The sequence below is a fragment of the Denitrobacterium detoxificans genome, from assembly GCF_001643775.1.
Lineage (GTDB): Bacteria > Actinomycetota > Coriobacteriia > Coriobacteriales > Eggerthellaceae > Denitrobacterium > Denitrobacterium detoxificans.
The window spans coordinates 353,961-379,509 of sequence record NZ_CP011402.1; the positions used below are offsets into that span (position 1 = coordinate 353,961).

Below are 25,549 nucleotides of genomic sequence, written 5' to 3' on the forward strand. Positions count from 1 at the left end.
TCGTGTGCGTTCTTCCGATTGGGTATTCGCTATGATGTTCAATCGGCTATCATGCTTTCCACAGGAACACGAAGGATAGGCTCGTAGATGATCCGCATTTACAATACGAAGACGCGCGAGAAGGAAGACTTCCAGAGCGCTCAGCTGGGCAAAGTGCACATGTACGTGTGCGGCCCCACGGTTTACAACTACATTCACATCGGCAATGCCCGCACGTTCATCAGCTTCGACGTCATTCGTCGATACCTTTCGTGGCGTGGCTTCGATGTCACGTTCGTGCAGAACATCACCGACGTCGATGACAAGATTATCAACAAGGCAAACGAAGAGGGCCGCAGTGCCGCCGAGGTCGCCCAGGAATATACCGAGGCGTTCATCGCCGACATGCATGCCATGGGCGTGCTCGACCCCGACGTGCGCCCGAAGGCCACCGAGGAAATTCCCGCGATGATCGAGCTTGTGCAGAAGCTCATCGATGCTGGCTGCGCATACGAGGCCGAAGGCGACGTGTACTTCAGCGTCCGCAGTTGGGAAAAGTACGGCGCCCTTTCTGGCCGCGACGTGAACGAGCTGGAAAGCGGCCATCGCGACCTGCGCACCGAGGGTATCGGCGATCGCAAGCGCGATTCGCTCGACTTCGCCGTCTGGAAGGCCGCCAAGCCCGGCGAGCCCGCGTGGGAATCCCCCTGGGGCATGGGCCGTCCCGGCTGGCACATCGAGTGCTCGGCCATGGCCAAGAAGTACCTGGGCCTTCCGCTCGACATCCATGGTGGCGGCGCCGACCTGGTGTTCCCGCATCACGAAAACGAGACGGCGCAGAGCGAAGCCGGTTATGGCGAGACGTTCTGCAACTACTGGATGCACAGTGGCATGCTGCGCATCAATTCCGAGAAGATGAGCAAGTCGCTGGGCAACTTCCTGTTGCTGCGCGACGTGCTTGCCACCACGAAGCCCGATGTTCTGCGCATGCTCATGCTGCAGACGCACTACCGCAGCCCGCTCGACTTCTCCCAGGACCGCCTGGATGAAGCCGAAGCTGCCCTCGAGCGCATTTCGGGCCTGGTAGCGCGCCTGGATTGGGCTATGAAGAACGCCCAGGACATCCCCAGCCCGCTCGATACGCGCACCATCATGAAGCGCACCAAGGAAATGCGCAACGAGTTTATCGTCACCATGGACGATGACTTCAATACCGCTGGCGCTCTGGGCGTGCTGTTCGCCTTCGTGGGCGAGCTCAACACCCAGCTGGGCGACAAGACCTGCTCGCTTACCGACGTGCCTATCCTGCGTGGCGCCCATACGGTAATCATCGAGCTCATGAGCGTGTTCGGCATCATGCTGGGCCAGGAGGAAGAAGGCTCCGACTTCCCGCAGGAAGTTGTCGACCTTTCCCGCGAGCTTACGGGCTACACGGGCGCGAATCCCAAGCAGGCGGTCGACGTGCTGCTGGCCGCTCGTGCCGAGGCGCGCAAGAATCGCGACTTCGCGCTGGCTGACAAGGTCCGCGACGGTCTTGCGGGCCTGGGCTTCACCATCGAAGACACGCCCCAGGGTGCGCGCGTTACGTATAACGCGTAACTGAACAGGCTTGGTTGCATGCTTCACGACCTCGGATTCTTCCGGGGTCGTTTTGCGTGTGGTGGGGTAGGCGTAGAGAACGCGTGATGAATGCGCGGCCTAGCGTATGGGCGTCCTTTCAGCTCGTTATAATGAGCCAATTAAGCGAAATTTTCGGCGAAAGGGATGCTCCATGGCCTACATCTTCGAAGAACCTTCTCGTACTTTCAATGCGTACCTGCTCGTTCCCGGTTACTCATCGTCCGAGAATCGTCCCGAAAACGTGAGCCTGAAGACCCCGCTCGTCAAGTTCAAGAAGGGCGAAGAGCCCGCCATCAGCCTGAACATCCCCATGGTGTCCGCCATCATGCAGGCTGTCTCCGACGACGGCATGAGCGTTGCCCTGGCCACCGAAGGCGGCATGAGCTTCATCTACGGTAGCCAGACCATCGAAGACGAAGCTGCCATGGTTGCCCGCGTGAAGGACTACAAGGCCGGTTTCGTAACCAGCGATTCGAACCTTTCCCCCGACATGACGCTTGCCGACGTGGTGGCCCTGAAGGAGCAGACGGGCCATTCCACCATGCCCGTTACCTCCGATGGCACGGGCCATGGCAAGCTGCTCGGCGTTGTCACCGAGCGTGACTATCGCCTTTCCCGCATGAGCATGGACGAAATTGTGCGCGACTTCATGACCCCGCGCGAAAAGCTCATCGTGGCTCCCGCCGACACCACGCTGAAGAAGGCAAACGACATCATCTGGGACAACAAGCTGAACTCCCTGCCCATCGTCGACGAGAACGACAACCTGGTCTATATGGTGTTCCGCAAGGACTACGATTCCCACAAGAGCAACCCCAACGAGATGCTCGACGCTCATAAGCGTTACATGGTAGGCGCTGGCATCAACACGCGCGACTACGCTGAGCGCGTTCCCGCCCTGGTAGAGGCTGGCGTCGACTGCCTGTGCATCGACAGCTCGGAAGGCTTCTCCGAGTGGCAGGCCCTCACCCTCAAGTGGATCCGCGATCACTACGGCGACAGCGTGAAGGTTGGCGCTGGCAACGTAGTCGACCGCGATGGCTTCCGCTTCCTGGCAGAAGCTGGCGCCGACTTCATCAAGATTGGCATCGGCGGCGGCTCCATCTGCATCACGCGTGAGCAGAAGGGCATCGGCCGTGGTCAGGCCACGGCTACCATCGAAGTTGCCAAGGCGCGCGACGAGTACTTCGAGGAGACGGGCATCTACATCCCCATCTGCTCCGACGGTGGCATCGTGTACGACACGCACATCACGCTGGCCCTGGCCATGGGCGCCGACTTCGTCATGCTGGGTCGTTACTTCGCCCGCTTCGACGAGGCTCCCAACAACCGCGTCATGGTGAACGGCAGCTACATGAAGGAATACTGGGGCGAGGGTTCCGCCCGCGCTCGCAACTGGCAGCGCTACGACCTGGGCGGCCAGAAGAAGGGCATGACGTTCGAAGAGGGCGTCGACAGCTACGTGCCTTACGCTGGCAGCCTGAAGGACAACGTGAACGTTACGCTGTCCAAGGTCAAGAGCACCATGTGCAACTGCGGTGCGCTCACCATCCCCGAGTTCCAGGACAAGGCAAAGCTCACCGTGGTCAGCGCTACGTCCATCGTGGAAGGCGGCGCGCACGACGTTCTGCAGAAGGACAAGAACCCTTACGTTACGAACGTAGGTTAATCGCTGTATTTCGCGATTCGCAGGGCGTCTCCTACGGGAGGCGCCCTTTTTTTGCGCTCGCAGCTGCATTGGCGGACCTGAGGGCGTAATTCGTCCCCGTTCCGCTCGTTTTCGGCGTTGTCGAACGCTCACCGTTCCGAATTGAGGCGCATTTTGCGAGTCATTTGCTTCCGTTGGGAGGCTGAATCGTAAAATGGGCAAAATCGAGGGTCGTTTTTGCAAAAATGCGCCGTTTTGCACATGAATCATCGCGATTTGGGCTCTTTGAAGGGGGTAACGGAGCTACTTCACGCTTCTGGGTCGGTATTTCCTCAGGTCGGCTTTTGCCATGCGTGATTCCAAGCGCTGAAAAATGTGTAAAAGGCTGCATTTTTTACATTTTGCCGCCTGAATTTGCCCAATTGCATGGACACGTGGGTGTTGGGGCAGTGGGGCGAGCCCGTATACGTATGCTTTGCCCGCGCTCCTCGCCATCTGGGCTGGTCGTACGTAACCGGCCACGCCGCCGAGTTGCGACCAGGCGTAGACGCGCATCCTTGGCGATGGTTCTGGCCCCTGCTAGCGGGTGAGGTGGAGAATTTCTTCTCGGCTTGAAACGTTCAACTTGCGGTAGATGTTATGGATGTGCGTGCGAGCGGTGTTGGGGCTAATGAACAGCACTTTTGCGACATATGCTCCCGTATGGCCCTTGGCGAGGTAATGCAGAATCTCGGTTTCGCGGCGCGTGAGGTTGTGCGCTTGGGCGATAGCGTCGATATGCTCCTCGCTCGCTTTGTGGGCGTCCGGCAGGTCGTGATTTGGGTCTTGTCCGTGTTCGGGCTGTGCGTCAGGCTCTGCATCTGCCTTGTTGAAAACGCCCTGCGATTGGACGGTGGTTATGGCGTACAGCGCGGTGACTACGATGGCGAGCGTGTTCATGTCGGAATCGGCGATCATCTCTCCTGCACGCACGCCAAGGAACGATGCGAGCGCGAAAAGCGAGAGGGCAAGGAGGAACACGGAATCGCTGGGAAATTCTCCGGCGTGCGCAATGGCGCAGATGATGCCAAGGGTCAAGATCGCTACGAACATGTACAGCAGCATGGTCATGACGGCGTTTAGGACGGAGCCGCCAAGTACGGCAAGCGTAATGCTGAAGATGGAAAGCGTGCTTACTGCGATGAGCGGAATAACGCGTTGGTAGAGAACGCGAATAAGCGGGGCATTGCGCGTGAGTAAGACGCAGCTAATGACGATGGCTGCTGCGATAAGCGTGCCCACAATGTACGTATCGTACATCTCCATGAACACGGTGCGCATGGAGCCAGTGATAAAGGCGCAAAGGGCGAGCCCTAATGCAGGCGCAGCGGTTACATGAGCGAGCGAAGGAAGGTGCTCCGAGAACGCCGGCTGGCTGGTTGCCTGATGCGAGCGAAGCGCATACGGCAACAGTGCAGCGGCTATGACGCAGGCCGCAAATGCTCCCAGGGCGATTTCGACGGGTGCGTAGTACTCGAATGCGTGAATTGCCGCGCAGATAACGGCCGCTGATGCGGCGGTGATGAGCGCTCGGCTGAATGACAGGCGCTTGAGGATTCTGCCCCACGTAAGGCAAAGCAATACGCTTCCTAGGCTGCAGGTGAGAGCGGTAGCAATGCAGGTGAACGCAATAGCGTTGCTCGGCAGCGCATCGAATACGCTGGAAGCGATGAACGAGGCGGAGCCGATGACGTAGAGGAGCGCACCCGTGGGGCGTGCGACGGCATCGGGAATGCGGCGCCCGCGAAACGCCAGGAGCGCCACGATCAGCGCAAGGACGAACGTGCATGCGAGCAGGATTTGCGCGAACGACCCCACGAAGGCGGTGGTTCCTGGAAGTCGCTGGAAAGGCAAGATTGCGGGGGAATAGAGCTGTATGGAGGCGACGAACGCTGCCATGCCACCGGTAATGAATACTGTTTCGCGACGCAGGGCGCGCGTGTTGTTGTGGTCCTCGGTCACTTCTATCTCCTCCTGACGGCAGGGTAGCATACCCGTGAGGGGCGTTGGCGGCGCTTGCCAAATTGGAACGGGTTGTACACTTATGACCTGGGGGTTTCGTAAAAATACGTAAAAACGTTGAGAGTTCGTAATGGCCCAATCGCAAGCGAAATAAACATTTTTTCGGATGGCAGAGGGTGCTGTGGGCGCGGAATATGTTCCCTGGCTCGCTCGAAGAGGTGGCGGGCTTGTCCAAAGATCCATTGGAGGGAAATATGGCACTTTCACGTCGTAGTTTTCTAAAGGGCGCTGCGGGCGCGGGCGTAATGGCTGCAGCAGCGGCCGGCATGGCAGGTTGCGCTTCGCCGAAGACGAGCTCCACCAAGAGCGGAAGCTCTGCGCAGGCGACGCGTCCCGACTATTACATGTGCGATAGCGATTGGCTGGGCGAAGCCCCGGAAATCGCGAGCAGCGAAATCACCGAGACCAAGTCTTACGACGTCGTCGTCGTTGGCGGCGGCCATTCCGGTACGCAGGCCGCGCTGGCTGCGGCTCAGCTGGGCGCCAGCGTTTGCGTCGTTGAGACGCACGAAGATGGTTCGATCGTCTATCGTGGCGACGACATCTGCAGCTACAACAGCGAGCTGCTGAAGAGCTGGGGCTTTGGCCCGTACGATCTGGAAGAGATCGTCAACGAGTACGTGCGCCGTGCAAATGGTCGCTGCAACACCGATGTCATTCGCTCCTTCGTGTACAACTCGGGCGAAATGATGGACAACCTGGTAAGCATCGTTCCCTCTACGAGCACGATCTTCGATCGCGATGGCGGTCAGTGTATCGTTCAGACGGCCTACGATAAGCCCGATGGAAGCTCGTATCCCGTCGAGATTGCTGGCTACAAGATGTGGGCTAGCACCGTGCAGACCATCGGCACGGAAAACGAGCAGCCGGTTGGCAAGCGTCAGCTCACTGGCATCAGCCGCCTGGCCGAAATCGAATGGTACTCCCGCGAAGCGGCCGAGGATCTGGGCGCTGAATGGCATTGCGGCTGCACTGCCTCCAAGCTCGTTCAGGATTCCAACGGTGCCGTGACGGGCGTTATTGCCAAGAGCAGCGCGGGCGGCTACGTCGAATTCGACGCGACCAAGGGTGTCATTCTGGCAACGGGTGACTTTGGCGCCAACTACGAAATGGTCTGGGAACTCTGCAGCGAATGTGCTGAAAATGCCATGCGCCACGGCGTTGAGAAGACCGACCTGATTGGTATGACCGACTGCGATGGCAGCGGCCACAAGCTGGGCTGCTGGGCTGGTGGTGCAATCGAAAGCCATCCCCGTCCGGTTGCCGGCAATGCGCCGATGATCTCCTTTGGCCCCTGGGGCTCCACGCCCTGCCTGTGGCTGAACTGCAAGGGCGAACGCTTCATGAACGAGGCTTTTGCTGGCCTGGTTCTGGCTCAGTCCATCCGTCAGCCTGTCGATGCGGATGCCGCCATGCAGGGCAACTTCGCCATCATGGACGCTAACTACATGAACTACATCCAGCGCGCTGGCCTCGACCACGGTGCTCCCAACTGGGGTTTCCCCGAGGGCGTCGAAGAGTTCGACACGGCCATGAAGAACGCCGATGTGTCCGCAGGCGTCGTGAACGTTCGCGGTCTGGAAATCGCGAACCGCACGAGCCCCATGTACAACGACGTATACGTGGGCGCTACCGCCGAAGAGGCGCTGAAGAACGCCGGCCTCACGGGCGATGCCCTGACCACGGCCCTCGAATCCCTCGAGCGCTACAACGAGCTGTGCGCCGCCGGTGCCGACGCCGACTACGGCAAGCCCTCTGACGTTATGCTCCCCATCGAGCAGGGCCCCTTCTACGTTGCCACCCAGGGTACGACCTCGCTGTACGGTCCTGGCCTCAACACGCTGGCCGGCCTGTGCGTGAATGGCAACTACCAGGTTCTCAAGGCCGACAAGAGCGACGTCATCGAAGGCCTGTACGCCGTGGGCAACACCATGGGCGAGCGCTACGGCAATGCCTACAACTGCCCGAGCGCAGGCAACAACATGGGTAACGCCATGACCAGTGGCCGCGTTGCGGGTAAGCACGCCGCCAGCAAATAGCAATTCCGCATAGCCGCGCAATTCCCCTCCCAGGCGTTGGCTGTCATAGGATCGAAAGCGCCCGGTCTCTGCAGGACTGGGCGCTTTCGCCATTCTCTGCCTTCGATTGTGGGTTTCGGGGTGGGTGCGCCTATCGTGTTCAAACATGCGTATAATTGGGAAAACTATCGACCAGATGCACGAAGGAATGCACATGAAGGAATACAATCCGCGCGAGATTGAGCCCCGTCTGCAGCAGGCGTGGGCCGATGCAGAGCTCGACAAGGTAAACGAGAGCGCCGACAAGCCCAAGAAGTACGTGCTCGAGATGTTCCCCTATCCTTCGGGCGATATTCATATGGGCCACGTGCGTAACTACTCCATTGGCGACGTGGTTGCTCGCTACAACCGCATGCGCGGCTTCGACGTGCTGCATCCCATGGGCTGGGACGCCTTCGGCCTGCCTGCGGAAAACGCGGCCATCAAGCGTAATTCGCATCCCGCCACCTGGACGTATGCCAACATCGAAACCCAGAAGGCCAGCTTCAAGCGTATGGGCTTCAGCTACGACTGGGACCGCACCGTGGTTGCGTGCGACCCCGAGTACTATCGTTGGGGTCAGTGGATCTTCGAGCAGTTCTGGAAGCGCGGTTTGGTCGAGCGCCGCAACTCTCCCGTGAACTGGTGCCCGGGTTGCCAGACCGTTCTGGCGAACGAGCAGGTCATCGAAGGTCGTTGCTGGCGTTGCGATAGCGAAGTGGAAAAGCGCGACCTCACGCAGTGGTACTTCAAGATCACCGACTACGCGCAGGAGCTGCTCGACGACCTCGATCAGCTGGAGGGTTGGCCCGAGCGCGTAAAGCAGCAGCAGGCCAACTGGATCGGTCGCAGCGAGGGCGCGGAAGTTCAATTCGCCCTGTGCGATGCCGATGGCAATGAAACCGACGATCTCATTACCGTGTTCACTACGCGCGCCGACACGCTGTTCGGTTGCAGCTTCTTCGTGCTGGCGCCGGAATATCCGCGCGTGGCCGAGCTCGTGGCGGGCACGGAATACGAAAAGCCCGTTATGGACTTGGTGGAAGCCTCGAAGAAGGTAACCGCCGTGCAGCGTGCCCAGGGCGATCACGAAAAGCATGGCGAGTTTACCGGCCGTTACGTGGTGAACCCCATCAACGGCCAGAAGGTGCCCGTATGGGTTGCCGACTACGTAGTGGCCGATTATGGTACGGGTGCCGTCATGGCCGTTCCCTGCGGCGACCAGCGTGACTTCGAATTCGCGCGTAAGTACAACCTGCCCATCATCCCCATCATCCTGGGCGACGACGATCCGCTCATGGAACAGCTGGCGGGCGAGAAGAATCGTGTTGTCACCGAGGTTCCGTGGGAAGAGGCCATGGATGCTGAGGGCACGCTCGTGCAGAGCGGCCCGTACACGGGTATGCGCGGTGGTAAGCATTCCGAAGGCGAGGCCGCCATCGTGGCCGCGCTGGAAGAGGCGGGCCGCGGCAAGCGCAAGGTGGAATTCCGCCTGCGCGACTGGCTCATTTCTCGCCAGCGTTATTGGGGCAACCCCATTCCCGCCATCCACTGCCCGGAATGCGGTGTCGTGCCCGTTCCCGAAGAGGACCTTCCCGTGCTGCTGCCGAAGGACATCGACCTGGCTGCAGGCGAGACGCTTGCCTCCCATGAGGAATTCTGCTCTTGCACGTGCCCGAAGTGCGGCGGTCCCGCCAAGCGCGAAACCGACACCATGGACACGTTTACGTGCAGCAGCTGGTACTACATGCGCTATACCGACCCGCACAACCAGGATGCTCCCTTCGATTCCGCGAAGGCGAATCGCTGGATGCCCGTCGACCAGTACATCGGTGGCATCGAGCACGCCATCCTGCATCTGCTCTACAGCCGTTTCTACACGAAGGTGCTGCGCGACTGCGGTCTGCTGAATTTCGATGAGCCCTTCACGAACCTGCTCTGCCAGGGCATGGTGCTCGACGAGCATGGCGACGTCATGAGCAAGAGCAAGGGCAACGTCATCGCTCCCGAAACCATGATCGAGCGCTATGGCGCCGACGCCGTGCGCGCGTACATCCTGTTCATGGCTCCGCCCGAGAAGGAGCTGCTGTGGAACGAGGATGGCCTTGCCGGCGTGCATCGCTTCCTGGTGCGCGTGTGGCGTCAGGTACACGACCTGCTGGGTATCGCCGGCGAGGAAACGCTGTTCGACCCCGAGGCCGTAAACGATAAGAAGGCTCCGGCACCTGCCGATGCCGCCAAGACGCTGCTGCGCGAGCGCCATCGCGTGGTGGGCAAGGTCACCGACGACTTCGAGCGCACGAACTTCAACACGGCCATCGCCGCCATCATGGAGCTTTCCAACGCCGCGGGCGCGTTTCTGCGCGTTACGAACGCCGAGCAGCGTGCAGCGGAATACGCTGACATGGCTGCTGAGGTAGCAAGCGTGCTCGTGCGTCTGCTGGCTCCCGTTGCGCCCCACTGGGCCGACGAGCTGTGGCAGACCGCCCTGGGCAACGAGGGCTCGGTGCATCGCGCCGAATGGCCCACGTTCGACCCCGAAGCCGCCAAGGCCGACGAAGTCGAACTTGCCGTGCAGATCAACGGCAAGGTGCGTGCGCGCATCAACGTTGCCGCCTCTGCCGCCGAAGATGACATTCGCGCGCAGGCCCTCGAGGCTATTTCCGCCTACACGGAAGGCAAGAACGTGCTGAAGGCCATTGTCATTCCGGGTCGTCTCGTGAATGTGGTCGTTAAATAAGTGCGTTTGATTAGGTTCGTTTTCAAACTCGTATTCAGGATCGTGGGCGCCATCATCGCGGTGGCGCTCGCCGTTCTTCTCGTGCCTAATGCATGGGAATACGCCACGCAGGTGGGAAAGCTGCGCGAAAGCGATGCCGTGGAGGCGTCTGTGCAGGCGGGCACTGCCACGTATGACTGTATTTTCGTGCTGGGCGCGGCGGTGCAATCCGATGGTGAGCCTTCCACTATTTTGCAGGATCGCCTGGATGTGGCCATCGCCCTGTACAAGGCGGGCGTGGCCCCGAAGATCATCATGAGTGGTGACGACGAGAGCGATTCCTCGTATGACGAGGTCATGAACATGAAACGCTATGCCGTCGAGGCGGGCGTTCCCAGCGAAGACGTCTTCTGTGATCATGCGGGCCTGAATACCTACGACAGCATGTACCGTGCGAAATACGTGTTCGGCGTTTCCTCCATGGTTGTGGTTACGCAGGAGTACCACCAGTATCGCGCGCTGTTCGATGCCAGTTCCTTTGGCATGCAAGTCGTGGGCGTCTCCAGCGACCTGCATAGCTATGCAAAGCAGACGTACTTCGACGTTCGCGAGGTGTTTGCGCGCATCAGCGATATGGGCAAGGTGCTTACCAATCAGCAGGCCACGCGTCTGAGCGAGCCCGTGAGCCTTAGCCAGTCGGGGGATGTTACCAGCTGGTAGTGGTTGCCCTTTCGGGCTGCGGCTATGGAAATTCCCGATATCCAGTTGGCGTCGTGTCGCAATCGACCGCTTTATCACGCGAAAGTGCTACCATACTCATTCAAACAGTGAAAGCGGCGAAAGGAATCGGCCATGTTGAATACCACGATGCAATCGCTGGGCGCGGCCCCGTCGGCTATCCGCACGCTCTTCGCGTATGGTGCCGAGCGCAAGAAGGTTATTGGCGCAGATAAGGTGTTCGACTACAGCATCGGCAACCCCAGCGTGCCTGCTCCCGAGGAAGTGGGAAGTGCCTTGGTCGAGCTCGGTCAGGCCGACCCGGTTGCCATTCATGCGTACACGCAGGCTGCGGGCGATCCCGACATCCGCCAGCGCATCGCCGATTCTCTGAATCGCCAGCATGGCACCAGCTACGACGCCTCGAATCTCTACCTTACGTGTGGCGCGGCTGCGGCTATCAGCATTTCCCTGAAGGCCATCATCGAGCCAGGCGACGAAATCATTGTCATCAGCCCGTACTTCCCCGAGTATCGCGTATGGATTGAAACCCATGGCGCGCGCATTGTGGAGGTTCCCGCGCGTCTCGATAACTTCGAAATCGACCTTCCCGCGCTGGAGGCCGCCATCACTGCGCATACGAAGGCAGTTATCATCAACACGCCTAACAACCCGGTGGGTGTTGTGTACTCGCTGGAGAACCTGCAGGGCCTGGCTAGTGTGCTTACGCGCAAGAGCGAGCAGAATGGCCGCCCCATCTTCCTAATTGCCGACGAGCCCTATCGCGAGCTCGTGTATGGCGGGCGTGAAGTGCCTTGGGTGCCCAGCATCTACGACAACACGATTGTCTGCTATTCCTGGAGCAAGTGCCTCTCGCTGCCGGGCGAGCGCATTGGCTACGTGCTCGTGCCGCCTACGGCAACCGAGCATGTGGCGCTTACGCAGGCCGTTTCCGGTGCCGGCCGTGCGCTGGGCTTCATCTGCGCTCCCGCGCTTTTCCAGCGCATCATCGAGCGCTGCGTCGACCTGCCTGCCGACATTGCCACGTACGAGCGCAATCGTCAGATTCTCTGCGATATCCTCGATGAGTTCGGTTACACCTACATCGAGCCGCAAGGTGCGTTCTACCTGTGGGTGAAGGCTCTTGAGGACGACGCGCAGGCGTTCAGCGACAAGGCAAAGGAGCATGAGCTTCTGTTGGTGCCCAGCGATAGCTTCGGCGTGGGCGGTTGGGTGCGCCTGGGCTACTGCATCGCGGAAGAAACGATCCGCAACTCGCGCGAGGCCTTTGGCGCGTTGAAGCGCGACTACGAATAGTTCGCCTTTTCGTTGTATAAAGAGCGACCCCGTTGGCGCAGGCCAGCGGGGTCGTTTTGCTATCGAGCCATATTTGCCAGGTTGGCGATGAGGTCTTGCGCGCCCTGGACTGCGGCGTCGAAGCCGTTTGCGGCGGCTTCTCCGAATGCCTGTCTAATTGAATAGCCCAGATTCTCGAAGAGATACGGGTTGAACTGGATGACGTACACGAGCCCGAAGATGAGCAGGACCAGTATCACGATGAGCGCGATGCGGCCTGCGTACGACTTGCGCGCGGTGTTTTCCGAGGAGAACGTGCGTGCGTTCGTGGCGGGTTGCGCGTAGCCGTAGGCGTCGACCCCAATGGGCTCCATGACCTCCGTGCCGCTGCGCGTGACCGGGGTGGCGGCGGGTGCGCTCTGGGGCATGTTGGTGGTTGCCTGGGGCGTCATGCCACTTGTCCATCCCGCGGGACGTTCGCTGGCCCATTCGTCTTGCCCGAAGGTGTCGGGCCGTGGCGCAGCGGGGATGTCGAAGCCGCTCAGGTCGGGTTCGCCTGGGTCTGCCTGGGAAAAGACGGAGGGGTTGGGCGGAGCCGCCGCGGCAAGGATCTGCGTCTTGTCGGCATCGACCATGCCTGTGGCGACGGCATAAGACGGGTTGGGTGCGATGACGGCCGTTTCGTCGCGGTTGATTGAAGCGGGCTCGATGGGCGGGATGTGCGCCAGGCGAGATGCCTTTGCAACGGGGTCCATCATTTGCGTTGCCGCGGGAGCCATGGTTTCCTGCGCCCCTGCTTCCGAAAGCGGCTCGGGAATGTTCTCGATGCCGCTCCATGCGGCCTGCGCCCCGAGCTCGGAGGGTGGGACGATTTCCTTTCCGCAGTTCATGCAGAAGCGCGCCCCTTCATCCAGGGGCGTACCGCAAGCGGGGCAGAAATGCGCGGCCATTCGTTCTCCGTTTCGATTGGCGTGTCGGTCGTTGTTATACATGGCTTTCTATCTTACGTGCCATAACGGTTTCGGAAAAACTCTGTACCGAATCGTCACGAACCGTGCGTCACGTTTTCAAAACTATGGAGGCGTTTCTGCCTGGTATGATGGCTTTAGTGGTCATATGTACAGGGGGTACATTCATGCATCGTATTCATGATGCGGCCGTGGCACGTGCTCTTTACGCGCGCGTGCTGGCTGCCGTCCTTGCTTTGTGCCTTTCGTTTGGCGGGGTGGCGCTTGCGGGATGCAGTAGCGCCGATTCGTCGAGTGGGTCTTCCGAAGCGCAGCAGACGGTTGCTACGCAGTCTTCGGGATCGTCGTACTCTGCCGAGCAGGCGGATCCTTCTGCGCAAGCAGGCGAGCGCCTGGCTGCGCCCACCGAATGGGATGAAGCGGCTTCGCCCGATTACTATCGCGTTGTTGGCCCCGCGGTCTGCGATTACGCGGCGGAAGAGGGAGTGGCGACGTATCAGGGCCTCGATTCCCATTCGCGTGCTGGGGCCGTGTACACCGTGGTCACGTATTCTATGATGGAGGCTGGCCTGGCGCGTGAGCGTCAGGACATGAGCGATCTGCATCCTTCGGGGTGGCAGCAGAACCAGCAGGTGTCCATTCAGATGCCTGATGGCACGACCTACAACGGCTATTTCTACAATCGCAGCCATCTGCTCGCGAAGTCGCTGGGCGGTAAAGAGGCGCTTGAAAATCTCATCACGGGCACGCGCACACAGAATGTGGGCGCCAACGATCAGACGTCCACGCCGGGAGGTATGGCATACGCTGAAACGAAGGCGCGGGATTGGCTGGAAGCTCATCCCGAGGGAACGGTGTATTATGCGGCGACGCCCCTGTACGTGGGCGATGAGCTGGTAGCTCGTTCGGTCGTCGTGGACATTCGCTCCTCGGATGGAAGCATCGACGAAGAGGTCGAAGTCTACAACTGCGCAAAGGGGTATGTCATCGATTACGCCACGGGCGCGTATGCATCCGATGGTTCTGCGCCCGAACCGGCTGCTAGTGAGGGGCAGGGGTCGTCTTCCGGCTCGAGCGAAAGCGCGCAGCAGGAGCAATCTGCGCCCGCCGAATCGAGCGCGCAGCCGGAGCAATCAGCGACTTCCGAAGCGCATGACTACGTGATGAATACCAACACCCATAAGTTCCACTACCCGGATTGCTCTTCGGTGAAGAAGATGAGCCCCAAGAACAAGCAGGAAGTGCATTGCACGCGCGATGAGCTCATCGCGCAGGGTTACGAGCCGTGTAAGAACTGTCGACCCTAGGAAAGATTGGCTTCTCGCTCCAGCAGAACCACGTTCTCCACATGGTCGGTGTGGGGGAACATGTCAACGGGGCGGATGCGCTTCGGGCGATACCCGAACTTGCGTAGGTATTCCACGTCGCGCGCCTGCGTGGTGGGATTGCACGAGATGTAGACGATGCGGCCGGGCGAAAGCACGTTCACGGCGTCGAGGAAGTCTTCGCTGGCACCTGCACGCGGCGGGTCCATCATGAGCACGTCGACGGTGCGGTTCTGCGCAGCGCATTGCTTCATGAATGCGCCCGCGTCGGCGGTAACGAATTCCGCGTTCTTGATGCCGTTATGCGCGGCATTGGCGCGTGCGTCGCGAATGGCGGAATCAACGCTGTCCACGCCGATGACCTGCGCGCGGCCGGAAGCGGCTGCGGCAATGAGCCCAATCGTCCCCGTTCCGCAGTATGCGTCGAGCACGGTAATGCTATCGTTTCGGCTGCCTTCGGCGTTGTCGTCCGCCAGACCCGCGAACTGTACGGCGGTGCGGTACAGGACTTCGGTTTGCTTGGAATTGACCTGGTAGAACGAGTGCGAGGAAATGCGGAACGAAAGGCCGCAGAGCGTGTCGATGATGAAGCCCGGGCCGTAGATGGTGTGTTCCTCTTGCCCCAGGATGACGTTTGTCTGGCGCAGGTTCACGTTCTGCACGATGGTGGTAATGGCGGGGCAACGGCGCTTTAGCTCGCGTGCGAAGTTCTTCGCTCCGGGGAACTGCTTGCTGTTGGTGACGAGCGTGACCAACAGCTCGCCGCTTTCGTGGCCTACGCGCACGATGGCGTGGCGCATGAATCCCGCGCCACTGTCTTCGTTGTATGGCTCAATACCGTACTTGCCCATGATGGCTTTGATGGCCGCAACAACCTTACGGCCGATTTCGTTTTCGACGGCGCAGGTATCTGCGGGAATGATGCGGTGCGAATGTGCAGCGTACATGCCGCAGAGAACCTCGTGACGTCGCTCTTGTCCCCCTCGCCCGCCTTTCTGCACGCGTCCAGGTGCAAAGGGCGAGGTGATCTTGTTGCGGTAGTGCAGGGGCTCTTCCATTCCGGCAATGGGGTCGAGCATGCATGATTCGTCGGCTAGGTCGCTGAACAGGTCGACGATGCGCTTCTGCTTGTTCGCCAGCTGTTCCGGATAGGGCACGTGGATGGCCGAGCATGCGCCGCATTCGGCGGCAACGGGGCAGAGCTGCGACTTTGGGCCCTGCGCGTGCTTGTTATTACGCGCTTTGCTCGTGGGCTTCTTGCCCATCTTCGCCTGAGCGTTGGCTTTGGCGTGGCGCGTTTGTTTCTCGCTGCGCTTCTTGTCGCCCCGTGCGGGGGCGGGGGAGTGCTTGCGATGGGATTGCTTGTGTTCGTGTTTCGCGTTCATGCGGCTATTGTGGCATATTTTGCGCGAGCACGTTCGGGGCCCATAGTTATTGCAGGAAGATGGAGCGAAGCGTGTCCTCTTCAGCCAGGCCTACGCCACACACGTCTTCCAGGAAGCCGGCAAAGTCGCCGAAGTTCCCGTCGATTGCCTCTATTGCGGCGGCGATGTGCTCGTAACGCGCTTCGAGCAGGGGGCCCATGCGGTGCGTCATGCTGGGTTCAACGCCGCGATCGCGTGCGTCCTGCAGGATCTTCGCGCGATAATCTGCCAGGCCGGAATTCGAATCCATGTAATCGGCCAGCACCGTTTCCTCGGGGATGCCGAGCGCCAGCAGCACCACGGCCGCCACGACGCCCGTGCGGTCCTTTCCGTTCGTGCAATGCCATAGGACGGCTTGGTCGCCTGCTTCCAGCAGGACTTGGAAAATCTGATGCCAGCGAGGCGCCATGGTGGGGCTTACCATCTTGCGGTAGAGCGCACATGCGTCGTACAGGTCGGGGCTCCAGGTACCGCGTAGAAGCTCCTGCCAATTGTAATCTTCCAGCGTGATGCTCAGCGCGCTTACTGGCATGAGGGGTACTTCCAGGTGCGTGACGCCGGGTAGGTCGGGGTCGGGATTGCTATTGCGTTCCAGGCCCGTGCGCAGGTCGATAACGGTTCCCACGTTGTAGTATCCAGCTAGCAGGGCACGTTCGTTTGCGTCGGTGGCGCCCAGCGCGGCGCAACGGTAGAGCTTGCGCGGCTTGATGATGTAGCCGTCGCTCGTGGCCATTCCGCCCAAATCGCGGAAGTTCATTATGTGCGGTAAGTCTCTCATATGCTAGTGCAATACTACCACATTTGACCAGTTAGGGCGCACATTTGCCGCTTCCTTTTTCTGCTGAAAATGTGTTCCCATCTAATCTCCACAGCAGTATGATGGGTCCAATATGTTTGCCTGGGAAAGGGGGCTGCTATGCAGGGAACCAGCGAACTCACACACGCCATTGGGCGTACTCCGCTCATTCTACTTCGTAGCTTTTCCGAGCAAGTAGGGGCTCGGGTGCTTGTGAAGTACGAGGCGGCAAATCCAGGCGCATCGCTGAAGGATCGCGCCGCGCTCTGGATGATCAATCGTGCAGAACGCGAGGGCATCATCGCCCCTTCTCGTAGCGTTCTCATCGAACCCACCAGTGGCAATACGGGTATTGCCATCGCCATGATCGGCGCCGTGCGCGGCTATCGTGTCATTCTGGTCATGCCCGAATCCATGAGCGTGGAACGCCGCAAGCTTGCGGCCGCCTATGGTGCGGAAGTGGTCCTTACGCCTGCCGAACTGGGCATGCAGGGCTCCGTCGCCAAGGCGGAAGAGCTGCGCGATTCGTTCCACTCTGGCTGGATCGTGGGGCAGTTCACCAATCCGAACAACCCATTGGCTCACGAGCGCACTACGGCTCCTGAAATCTTCGAGCAGCTGGGCTTCGACCCCGATTACGTGCTCGCGGGTGTGGGCACGGGTGGCACCATTTCGGGCTGCGCGCATTACTTCGCGCAGAAACATGCCCGCACGAAGTGTTATGCCGTGGAACCGGCGGAAAGCCCCATCATCTCGCAGGCGCTTGCCGGGGAAGAGCTTACGCCGCATGCTCATGGCATTCAGGGCATTGGCGCCAATTTCATTCCCGAAACGCTCGATCTGGGGGCCTTGGCGGGTGCGCTTCAGGTTCCCACCGAAGACGCCATCGAGGCCGCCCGCAGTACCGCGCGCGACGAAGGCCTGCTTGTGGGCATTTCCACGGGCGCGAACCTGGCTGCCGTGCTCGAGCTCATCGAGAGCGATCGCGAGGCTCGTGGCTCCACCATCGTCACGTTTGCGGTCGACACGGGCGAGCGTTATCTGTCTACCGACCTGTTCCACGGGTTGGGGTAGTTGCGTGTCCGCGTCAAAGGAAACCACGCAGGTTCGCTTCGCGCGCACCATCCAGGAAAAGGGGCTTGCTGGCCCCGATACTCCCGTGCTGCTCATGGTGTCGGGTGGCTCCGATTCCACGTCGCTTGCGTACTTGGCGGCCGATTTGCATCGCCAAGGGGGTTTGGGCCAGCTTGCCATATTGCATGTGAACCACAATCTTCGCGGCGAGGCATCCGACGGTGATGCGGAGTTCGTGCGGTCCCTGGCCGGCGCCCTTCGCATTCCGCTGTTCATGGTGCAGGTCGATATTCCCCGCCTGGTGCAGATGACGGGCGACAACATGGAAGCCGTCGCTCGTCAGGAACGCTATCAGGCTGCCAACGAGGCGCTGGAAAGCCTGTGCCTTCATGTGGGCGCGCCGCTTTCCGAGGGGCGCATCTTCACGGCGCATACGCAAGACGACCGAGTCGAGAACTTCTATATGCGCTCCATCGTGGGAACGGGCCCGGGCGGGTTCCGCTCCATGCGCTATCGCAACGGCTCCATCGTGCGCCCCTGCCTCGACGTTTCGCGCGACGATCTGCGTGCCTACCTGGGCATGCGTGAGCTCGATTCCGCCGAGGACGAAAGCGTCGTCCTGGTGCGCGACCCTCAGGGCAACCTGTGGCGCGAAGATGCCACCAACGCGCACACCGATCGTTTTCGTGCGTACGTGCGCCACAAGATCGTGCCCGTTGCCAAGGAGCGCAACCCGCGTCTGCTCGACACGCTGTGCCGCTCCATGAACCTCATTGCCGACGAGGACGACATGCTCGAAGGCATGGCGCTCGACGTGCAGAATCGTTTCGTTTCCTGGCTCAGCGAATCGTCCGAGCCGCGTTATTCCGAAGGCTGCCTTCTGGGGCCCGGTATGGCGATTCAGCCGAAACCCCTGGTAAGGCGTTGCATTACAAACGTCCTGCAGCTTATGCTGGGCGACGAGGTCCGCGTGGAATCCACCTCCGTTCAGGCGGTGTGCCAGGCGTATGATGGCCAGGCCCCGGTGTCGGGGTATACCGCCAACATACAGGGTGACCTCGCCGTTTCCGCAAACAAGCGGGGTGTACGCATCGAGCCAATGAGCGCGTTTCGCGCGCGCAGGAAGAGGTAGTAGTGGAAATCGTTCTTGCTTCGGGAAGTCCTCGTCGTCGCGAGATCCTGAAGAGGGCGGGCGTAACGTTTCGCGTAATCCCCAGCGAGGCCACCGAAGAGCTTACCGAATCCGAGCTCGCCGACCCGTCGAAGGCGGCTCGTACGCTTGCCGACCGCAAGGCCGGTTCCGTGGTTCAGTTGCTTCTGGCGGTCCCGCGTCCGCTCAACCAGCCCGTGGCCGTCATTGGCGCCGATACCATGGTCGTGAAGGACGGACGCATCTTTGGTAAGCCCCGCTCGCTTGAAGAGGGCACCCACATGCTGCAGCAGCTTCAGGGTGCAACGCACCAGGTCATTACGGGCGTTTCCGTATGGATGCTCAGCCCCGACGAAGAGGGCCACGTGTCCATTGCGCGCCGTGCGTTCTCCGAGACCAGCGAAGTCACGTTCAAGCCGCTCTCCAGCCAGGAAATCGCCGATTATCTGGCTTGCGGCGAAAGCTTCGACAAGGCGGGCGCCTACGCCATCCAAGGCGAGGGGGCCAAGCTCGTTGCCGGCTACGAAGGCGATTACGACAACATCGTGGGGCTTCCAGTTTCCACGTTGCTGCACCTTGTTCCCGCGCTTGCCGAATAGCGTTTAGCCGCAGGTCCGCTACGTGGCGTGTCCAGCGTGTAAATAACGTGCTCAATAGCGTGCCGTTACCTGTTTGTCGAGTTAGGGACTGGGGGGATTTGCTACACTCAGAAACCGAGTGTAGTTTGTGGCGCCGTGCGCTTCTGCTCATGGCGTAATCAGGAAGAGGTAATGGCTTTGTCGTTCCAGGATATCCATGAAGATGTAGACCGCATTCTGTTCACGGAAGAAGATCTGCACAATCGAATTTGCGAGATGGGTCGCCAGATTACCGCCGACCACGAAGGCGAGAGCCTGCTTGTCATTTCGGTGCTGCGTGGCGCCGCCATTTTCATGGCCGATCTGGTTCGCGAAATCGAGCTTCCCCTCGAAATGGATTACATGGCCATTTCCAGCTACGGTAACGGCGTGAAGAGCTCCGGTATCGTGCGCATCCTGAAGGATCTTACCTCCTCGGTGGAAGGCCGTCACGTGCTCATCGCCGAAGACATCCTCGATAGCGGCCTTACGCTCAGCTACCTTATCCGTAACCTGCAGGCGCGCAACCCAGCCTCCATCGAGGTTGCCACGTTGCTGCGCAAGAAGACGCTCCAGCAGGCGAAGATCGACTGCCGTTATGTGGGCTTCGAATGCCCCGACGAGTTTATCGTCGGCTACGGTCTCGACTACGCCGAACGCTATCGCAACCTGCCTTACATCGGCGTTCTGAAGAAGAGCGTTTACGAGAAATAGCCCGAACTTCCATTCGGACAGCAAGGAAGTACATACCACATGCCAGATCAGAAACCGCCTATTAAGCCCAGTTCCAGGACGACCGTCGTCTGGACGATCCTCATGGTTCTCATTTTCCTGTTCCTGGGTTCGCAGCTCACGGGTATTGGTCATCAGGCGGAAACGCGCCAGACCGACACCCTGAAGACGAGTGAGTTCATCGCCGCCGTGAACGAGGGCCGCGTGCAAGACGTCACGTTCGATGCAGGGTCCGACACCGTTTCCGGCACGTACTATCCCGCGGCAACTGCGGGTGGCACCACCAGCGAAGCGTACAACACGGCTTTCCAGGCGCTTTCCTCGGCTCTGGGTACGCTGCACACCAACGACGAGTCTTCCATTTCCAACACGGTCGAAACCAACGCGCTCGACGTGCAGAATCTGGGCACGGAGCGCAATTACACGGCAACGTGGGTGGGCCAGGATTCGCTGGGCGAGCTCATGGCCGCCCATCCCAACATCAGCTACCAGGTTACGCTGCCTTCCGGCCTGCTTTCCGGCCTGCTGTCGTATCTGCCCATGATTCTCATCGCCGTCTTCTTCGTTTGGATGTTCTACCAGATGAACAAGGCGAATAGCTCTCAGATGTCCTTCGGCAAGACGAAGGCGAAGATGGCTTCCGAAGAGCGCCCCGACGTGAAGTTCGACGACGTTGCTGGCGTCGACGAGGCCGTCGAGGAGATGCAGGAAATCCGCGACTTCCTGGCCAACCCGAAGAAGTACCAGGACATTGGCGCGAAGATTCCCCGTGGTTGCCTGCTGGTGGGTCCTCCGGGTACCGGTAAGACGCTGCTTGCACGTGCTGTTGCCGGTGAGGCGGGCGTTCCCTTCTTCAGCATTTCGGGTTCCGACTTCGTGGAAATGTTCGTGGGCGTGGGCGCAAGCCGCGTGCGCGACCTGTTCAAGCAGGCCAAGGAAGCTGCTCCCGCCATCGTGTTCATCGACGAGATCGACGCCGTGGGTCGCCAGCGTGGCACGGGCCTGGGCGGCGGTCATGACGAGCGCGAGCAGACGCTCAATCAGCTGCTCGTGGAAATGGACGGCTTCGAGGCCAACGACTCCGTGGTCCTCATCGCGGCCACCAACCGTTCCGACGTACTCGACCCGGCCCTGCTGCGTCCCGGCCGCTTCGACCGCCAGATCGTGGTTGACGTGCCCGACGTGCGTGGCCGCGAGAAGATTCTGAACGTTCATGCGAAGGGCAAGCCTATCGCGCAGGACGTCGACCTGCCCAAGATCGCCAAGCTCACGCCTGGCTTCACGGGTGCCGACCTGGCAAACCTTCTGAACGAGAGTGCCCTTCTTACCGCTCGTCGCAACAAGAAGGTCATTTCCATGGAAGAAGTTCAGGACAGCATGGAACGCGTCATCGCCGGCCCCGAACGCAAGGGTCGCGTGATGGACGACCAGACGAAGATGACCATCGCCTTCCACGAGAGCGGTCATGCCCTGGTAGGCCATACGCTTCCGCTGGCCGATCCGGTGCACAAGATCAGCATTGTCAGCCGCGGTCGCGCCCTGGGCTACACTCTGTCCATTCCCAAGGAAGACAAGGTGCTGAACAGCCGCAACGAGATGATGCAGGAACTGGCCGTGCTTCTGGGCGGTCGCGTCGCCGAGGAAATCTTCTGCGACGACATCACCACGGGCGCCAGCAACGACCTCGAGCGCGCTACCAAGATGGCTCGCCAGATGGTCACGCAGTACGGCATGAGCGCCGAGCTGGGTACGCAGATCTTCGGCCAGCCGAACCACGAGGTGTTCCTGGGTCGCGATTATGGCAACACGCAGGACTACTCCGAGGAAACGGCTCGTCGCATCGACGACGAAGTCGCACGTCTCATGAAGCATGCGCACGATACCGCCTACGAGATTCTCTCCAGCCACAAGGAGCAGATGAACCTCATGGCATCCGTGCTGCTCGAGCGCGAGACGATCGACGGCGAAGCCTGCCAGGCGCTGCTCGACAACGAGTGGAGCGCTTACCTAGAGCACGAGCAGAGCGAAGCCGGCAAGGCCGAACGCGAGCGCGCGGCTACCACGGTCGTTGCGCCCGAAGAGGCTCCCGCTCCCGTTGCCACGCAGACGCAGACCCCGCAGCCTCCCGCCCAGCCGGGTTCGGGCGCTCCGGGCGTGCCGTATGCGCCGAAGCCCCAGCATCCGCATGCGGGCGAGGGTTCCGATTCGCCCTCTTCCAACAATCAGTAGTTCTTTTTCAAGTGAGGTACGCCTGTGATTTGGCGTTGTGGTTCTTTTAGCTTCGATTCCAGGATGCCCGTCGTCATGGGCATCCTGAATGTCACTCCTGATTCCTTTTCCGATGGTGGTTCGTATGCCAATGCGGAAGAGGCCATTGCCGCCGGCCTGTCCATGAAGGAAGCCGGCGCGTTCATTATCGACGTGGGCGGCGAGTCCACGCGTCCCGGTTCCACGCCCGTGAGTCCGCAGGAAGAGCTCGATCGCGTTCTTCCCGTCGTGCGCGGCTTGGCTCGGCAGGGCGTGTGCGTAAGCGTCGACACACGCCACGCGTCCGTTGCGCGTGCTTGCGTGGAAGCGGGCGCTGCCATTATCAACGACATCTCGGGCTTCAGCTCTTCCGACATGGTGCGCGTGGCCCAGGAATGCGAAGCGGGCCTCATTGTCATGCACATGCAGGGCGAACCGGCTACCATGCAGCAGTTTACGCAGTACGATGACGTGGTTGCCGAAGTGCGCGACTATCTTGAACAGCGCTGCCGCATGCTCGAAGAGGAGGGTATTGCGCGCGATCGCATTGCCATCGATCCCGGTCCGGGCTTCAGCAAGACGCCCAAGCAGACCATCGAACTCATGCGCAACCTCCACGAGTTCGTGCGCACGGGGTATCCCGTCGTGGCTGCCCCCTCGCGTAAGAGCTACATTGGCTACGCCTACGGCATCGAGGATCCGCGCGACCGCGACGAAGCGAGCGTCGAGGAAGCCCTCATGGCCTGCGAACTGGGCGCAAGCGTTGTTCGCATGCACAACGTGCCCCTTACCGTGGAAAAGCTGGCGGCCATTCGACCCTACGTTTTGCTGGGACTGGGCTGCAACGTGGCGCTCGTGGGCGAGCGCGGCCAGGAACAGGAAGCTAAGATTGCTCAGCTCAATCAGGCGATTTCGTCTATCTGCATGATGCCCGACACCCAGATGATCGACTGCTCTAGCTTCTACGCCAGCGAGCCTGCGTATCTGGAAGACCAGGATGCATTCGTGAACGCGGTCGTTCTGCTGCGCACGGGTTTGGCGCCGCGTGATCTGCTGCAGTATTTGCATGCCGTGGAGGATAGCCTGGGTCGCGTGCGCACCGTGAAGAACGGTCCGCGTACGTGCGACATCGACATTCTGGATTATCAGCTTTACGTGTCCGACGACGAGCAGCTTACGCTGCCGCATCCGTTGCTCACCGAGCGCGATTTCGTGGTGAAGCCGCTCCTCGAGCTGCTGCCACGTCATATTCTTTCCGATGGCACGCCCGTTACGCTCGACACGGTAACCGTGGGCGCCGCGCAGAAGATTCGCTAGTCGCGTATTTCATCTGAATAGAGGAAACAAGAAGCGCAGGGGAGGCCTTCGCCCCTGCGCTTCAGTAACCCAGTGTGACGTTGCGGTTTTTGGGGAGGATTTGGAACGTCGCATAGGCTGGGCTTCCATAACTCTAAACCCAAGCGTATATTATACACAAAATGGCACCTCATGTATAGCATTACATTGCGGCTATGCGTCTATTGTGCGCGTTCTCGCAAGCTTGGCTAAACGGAGTAAGCTAGGTGAGCATTACACAACGATAAGTAAGATAGGGGTATTGTGGCGGAAGAACGAAACGATCTGTTTGACTCGGCGTCGAGCACGGGAGCGCCCGTAGGGCAGGATCCGAAGAATCCGGGGCGTGACGACAAGGTCAATCGCATGGGAAGCGCCAGCATTCCGCGCTTGATCACCGAGTTTGCCATCCCTAGCATCATCGGCATGGTGGTGAACGGGGCGTATAACATCATCGATTCGATCTTCCTGGGTAGCGCAATGCACGAAACGGGCCAGGCCGCGGTTACCGCCGCCGTGCCCATCATGATCGTCTTCATGGCCATTTCCATGCTCATCGGCAATGGCGGCAATGCACTTGCCGCGCTTCGCATGGGCGAGGGCGATCGTCAGGGCGCCGAGCGCAGCCTGGGCAACACCGTCACGCTCTCCCTTATCGTGAGCGCAATCGTTGCCTTGCTCGCGTTTGTCCCGCCGTGCATCAACGGCCTGCTCTCCATTTCGGGCACTACGACCGAGGTGTGGGAGTATTCCAAGACGTTCATCCAGATCATTTCGCTGGGCTTCTTCCTGCAGTGCATCGGCATGGGCGTGAACAACTTCATTCGTACGTCGGGCAATCCCAATCGCGCACTGGGCACCATGATTATCGGCGCCGTAGTGTGCGTCATCTTCAACTACCTGTTCGTTATCGTGCTGGGCTGGGGCATTGCCGGTAGCGCATGCGCCACGCTTGCGGGCCAGGCGGCAAGCTGCGTAAGCGTGCTCTGGTTCTTTATCTTCACCAAGAACGTCCCCATGAAGCTGCACAAGCGCTTCATGAAGCTCGAGCGCCGCACGGTTCGCCTGATCCTGTCGCTGGGCTTTGCCAGCTTTGCCATTCAGGCTGCTGCTGCCGTGGTCAACTTCGTGCTGAACAACCTGCTGGTGAAGTATGGCGCGCAGAGCGCTCTGGGGCAGGACGCGGCGCTGGCCAGCATCGGCGTGGTAAGCCGCGTGGCCATGTTCACAATCTTCCCGCTCATTGGCGTGGCCGTCGCGCTGCAGCCGCTGCTGGGTTACAACTACGGTGCTCACCTGTTCAAGCGCGTGCGCACCACGTTGTTCCAGGGCATGCTGGGTGGTACCGTTATCGCCGTTGCCATGTGGGCTGCCGTGCATCTGTGGCCCAACCAGATCGTGGGCGCATTCGGCTTGGAAGACCCCGAGCTCATCGAGTTCACCGTCTTCGCGCTGAAGGTGCAGCTCATCTTGCTGCCGTTCGTTGCGTTCCAGATCATTGGTTCCAACTACTTCCAGGCCACGGGCCAGCCCGTGAAGAGCGCGTTCCTCTCGCTCACGCGTCAGGTGCTGTTCCTCATTCCGCTGTACATTCTGCTGCCCGAGCTGCTCCCGCAGATCATGCCGCAGTATTCTGGCCTTGACGCCCTGTACTTCGCGGTGCCCATGGCCGACTTCCTGGCCATCTTCACCACGGTAATTTTCATGCTTGTCGAGCTCAGGCGCATGAAGCGCTTGGAGTCGGGCGAGCTCGAAGCTGCCGCCTTCTAATCGACGACGACAAT

At 60.3% G+C, this 25,549-nt stretch carries 18 protein-coding genes; 14 read left to right on the top strand and 4 right to left on the bottom strand.

What is annotated here, in order from left to right; all coding sequences use genetic code 11:
- Window positions 1-87: 87 nt before the first annotated feature.
- Window positions 88-1,578, top strand: a complete 1,491-nt coding sequence (gene cysS, locus AAY81_RS01400; protein WP_066660507.1) for a cysteine--tRNA ligase — start codon at window positions 88-90, stop codon at window positions 1,576-1,578.
- A 172-nt stretch (window positions 1,579-1,750) separates the two neighbouring features.
- On the top strand, window positions 1,751-3,268 hold the full coding sequence (locus tag AAY81_RS01405; protein WP_066660510.1) for an IMP dehydrogenase: 1,518 nt from the start codon (window positions 1,751-1,753) through the stop codon (window positions 3,266-3,268).
- 558 nt (window positions 3,269-3,826) lie between these two features.
- Here AAY81_RS01405 and AAY81_RS01410 read toward each other — a convergent pair.
- A complete protein-coding gene (locus tag AAY81_RS01410; protein WP_066660512.1) occupies window positions 3,827-5,248 on the bottom strand; it encodes a helix-turn-helix domain-containing protein in 1,422 nt (473 codons plus the stop codon).
- 254 nt (window positions 5,249-5,502) lie between these two features.
- On the opposite strand from AAY81_RS01410, the gene AAY81_RS01415 reads away from it, so the two are divergent.
- The 4 genes from AAY81_RS01415 to AAY81_RS01430 all read left to right on the top strand — a co-directional run bounded on the left by AAY81_RS01415 (window position 5,503) and on the right by AAY81_RS01430 (window position 12,118).
- Complete coding sequence (locus tag AAY81_RS01415) at window positions 5,503-7,347, top strand: FAD-binding protein (RefSeq protein WP_066664751.1); 1,845 nt, start codon at window positions 5,503-5,505, stop codon at window positions 7,345-7,347.
- Window positions 7,348-7,540: 193 nt separating this feature from the next.
- Window positions 7,541-10,105, top strand: coding sequence for a leucine--tRNA ligase (gene leuS, locus AAY81_RS01420; RefSeq protein ID WP_066660513.1), 2,565 nt, complete (start codon window positions 7,541-7,543; stop codon window positions 10,103-10,105).
- 6 nt (window positions 10,106-10,111) lie between these two features.
- Window positions 10,112-10,804 carry a SanA/YdcF family protein gene (locus AAY81_RS01425; protein WP_240480604.1) on the top strand — a complete coding sequence of 231 codons (693 nt, stop codon included), beginning with the start codon at window positions 10,112-10,114 and terminating at the stop codon, window positions 10,802-10,804.
- A 132-nt stretch (window positions 10,805-10,936) separates the two neighbouring features.
- Entirely contained in the window at window positions 10,937-12,118 is a 1,182-nt protein-coding gene (locus tag AAY81_RS01430; RefSeq protein ID WP_066660514.1) for a pyridoxal phosphate-dependent aminotransferase, read from the top strand.
- 59 nt (window positions 12,119-12,177) lie between these two features.
- On the opposite strand, the gene AAY81_RS01435 is transcribed toward AAY81_RS01430, so the two are convergent.
- Entirely contained in the window at window positions 12,178-13,047 is an 870-nt protein-coding gene (locus tag AAY81_RS01435) for a zinc ribbon domain-containing protein (RefSeq protein ID WP_066660515.1), read from the bottom strand.
- Between the two features lie 185 nt (window positions 13,048-13,232).
- Here AAY81_RS01435 and AAY81_RS01440 point away from each other — a divergent pair, with 185 nt between their 5' ends.
- Window positions 13,233-14,372 (top strand): DNA/RNA non-specific endonuclease, encoded by a 1,140-nt coding sequence (locus AAY81_RS01440; RefSeq protein WP_066660517.1) that lies wholly within the window; start codon window positions 13,233-13,235, stop codon window positions 14,370-14,372.
- Here the strand turns inward: AAY81_RS01440 and rlmD are convergent.
- Both rlmD and AAY81_RS01450 read right to left on the bottom strand, forming a co-directional pair.
- Window positions 14,369-15,775 (bottom strand): 23S rRNA (uracil(1939)-C(5))-methyltransferase RlmD, encoded by a 1,407-nt coding sequence (rlmD, locus tag AAY81_RS01445; RefSeq protein WP_240480605.1) that lies wholly within the window; start codon window positions 15,773-15,775, stop codon window positions 14,369-14,371. The two genes, AAY81_RS01440 and rlmD, sit on opposite strands and share 4 nt — an antisense overlap.
- Window positions 15,776-15,821: 46 nt before the next feature.
- On the bottom strand, window positions 15,822-16,592 hold the full coding sequence (locus AAY81_RS01450; protein ID WP_082867795.1) for a tyrosine-protein phosphatase: 771 nt from the start codon (window positions 16,590-16,592) through the stop codon (window positions 15,822-15,824).
- Between the two features lie 138 nt (window positions 16,593-16,730).
- On the opposite strand from AAY81_RS01450, the gene cysK reads away from it, so the two are divergent.
- The 7 genes from cysK to AAY81_RS01485 all read left to right on the top strand — a co-directional run bounded on the left by cysK (window position 16,731) and on the right by AAY81_RS01485 (window position 25,535).
- Window positions 16,731-17,684 carry a cysteine synthase A gene (gene cysK / locus AAY81_RS01455; RefSeq protein WP_066660523.1) on the top strand — a complete coding sequence of 318 codons (954 nt, stop codon included), beginning with the start codon at window positions 16,731-16,733 and terminating at the stop codon, window positions 17,682-17,684.
- 4 nt (window positions 17,685-17,688) lie between these two features.
- Complete coding sequence (gene tilS, locus AAY81_RS01460) at window positions 17,689-18,816, top strand: tRNA lysidine(34) synthetase TilS (RefSeq protein ID WP_066660525.1); 1,128 nt, start codon at window positions 17,689-17,691, stop codon at window positions 18,814-18,816.
- Between the two features lie 2 nt (window positions 18,817-18,818).
- A complete protein-coding gene (locus AAY81_RS01465) occupies window positions 18,819-19,433 on the top strand; it encodes a Maf family protein (RefSeq protein ID WP_066660528.1) in 615 nt (204 codons plus the stop codon).
- 171 nt (window positions 19,434-19,604) lie between these two features.
- The gene (hpt, locus tag AAY81_RS01470; protein WP_177168527.1) at window positions 19,605-20,165 is read left to right on the top strand and encodes a hypoxanthine phosphoribosyltransferase; all 561 of its coding nucleotides are present in this window, start codon (window positions 19,605-19,607) and stop codon (window positions 20,163-20,165) included.
- A gap of 39 nt (window positions 20,166-20,204) precedes the next feature.
- Window positions 20,205-22,412: an ATP-dependent zinc metalloprotease FtsH gene (gene ftsH / locus AAY81_RS01475; RefSeq protein WP_074777316.1), complete on the top strand. Its 2,208-nt coding sequence runs from the start codon at window positions 20,205-20,207 to the stop codon at window positions 22,410-22,412.
- Window positions 22,413-22,436: 24 nt separating this feature from the next.
- Window positions 22,437-23,747, top strand: coding sequence for a dihydropteroate synthase (folP, locus tag AAY81_RS01480; protein WP_066660530.1), 1,311 nt, complete (start codon window positions 22,437-22,439; stop codon window positions 23,745-23,747).
- 282 nt (window positions 23,748-24,029) lie between these two features.
- A complete protein-coding gene (locus AAY81_RS01485; protein WP_369677324.1) occupies window positions 24,030-25,535 on the top strand; it encodes an MATE family efflux transporter in 1,506 nt (501 codons plus the stop codon).
- The last annotated feature ends 14 nt before the right edge of the window (window positions 25,536-25,549 follow it).

Coding starts and splice junctions, on each gene's coding strand:
- cysS (WP_066660507.1), top strand. CDS start 88: ATGATCCGCATTTACAATACGAAGACGCGCGAGAAGGAAGACTTCCAG.
- AAY81_RS01405 (WP_066660510.1), top strand. CDS start 1,751: ATGGCCTACATCTTCGAAGAACCTTCTCGTACTTTCAATGCGTACCTG.
- AAY81_RS01415 (WP_066664751.1), top strand. CDS start 5,503: ATGGCACTTTCACGTCGTAGTTTTCTAAAGGGCGCTGCGGGCGCGGGC.
- leuS (WP_066660513.1), top strand. CDS start 7,541: ATGAAGGAATACAATCCGCGCGAGATTGAGCCCCGTCTGCAGCAGGCG.
- AAY81_RS01430 (WP_066660514.1), top strand. CDS start 10,937: ATGTTGAATACCACGATGCAATCGCTGGGCGCGGCCCCGTCGGCTATC.
- AAY81_RS01435 (WP_066660515.1), bottom strand. CDS start 13,047: ATGGCCGCGCATTTCTGCCCCGCTTGCGGTACGCCCCTGGATGAAGGG.
- AAY81_RS01440 (WP_066660517.1), top strand. CDS start 13,233: ATGCATCGTATTCATGATGCGGCCGTGGCACGTGCTCTTTACGCGCGC.
- rlmD (WP_240480605.1), bottom strand. CDS start 15,775: ATGAACGCGAAACACGAACACAAGCAATCCCATCGCAAGCACTCCCCC.
- AAY81_RS01450 (WP_082867795.1), bottom strand. CDS start 16,592: ATGAGAGACTTACCGCACATAATGAACTTCCGCGATTTGGGCGGAATG.
- cysK (WP_066660523.1), top strand. CDS start 16,731: ATGCAGGGAACCAGCGAACTCACACACGCCATTGGGCGTACTCCGCTC.
- hpt (WP_177168527.1), top strand. CDS start 19,605: ATGGCTTTGTCGTTCCAGGATATCCATGAAGATGTAGACCGCATTCTG.
- ftsH (WP_074777316.1), top strand. CDS start 20,205: ATGCCAGATCAGAAACCGCCTATTAAGCCCAGTTCCAGGACGACCGTC.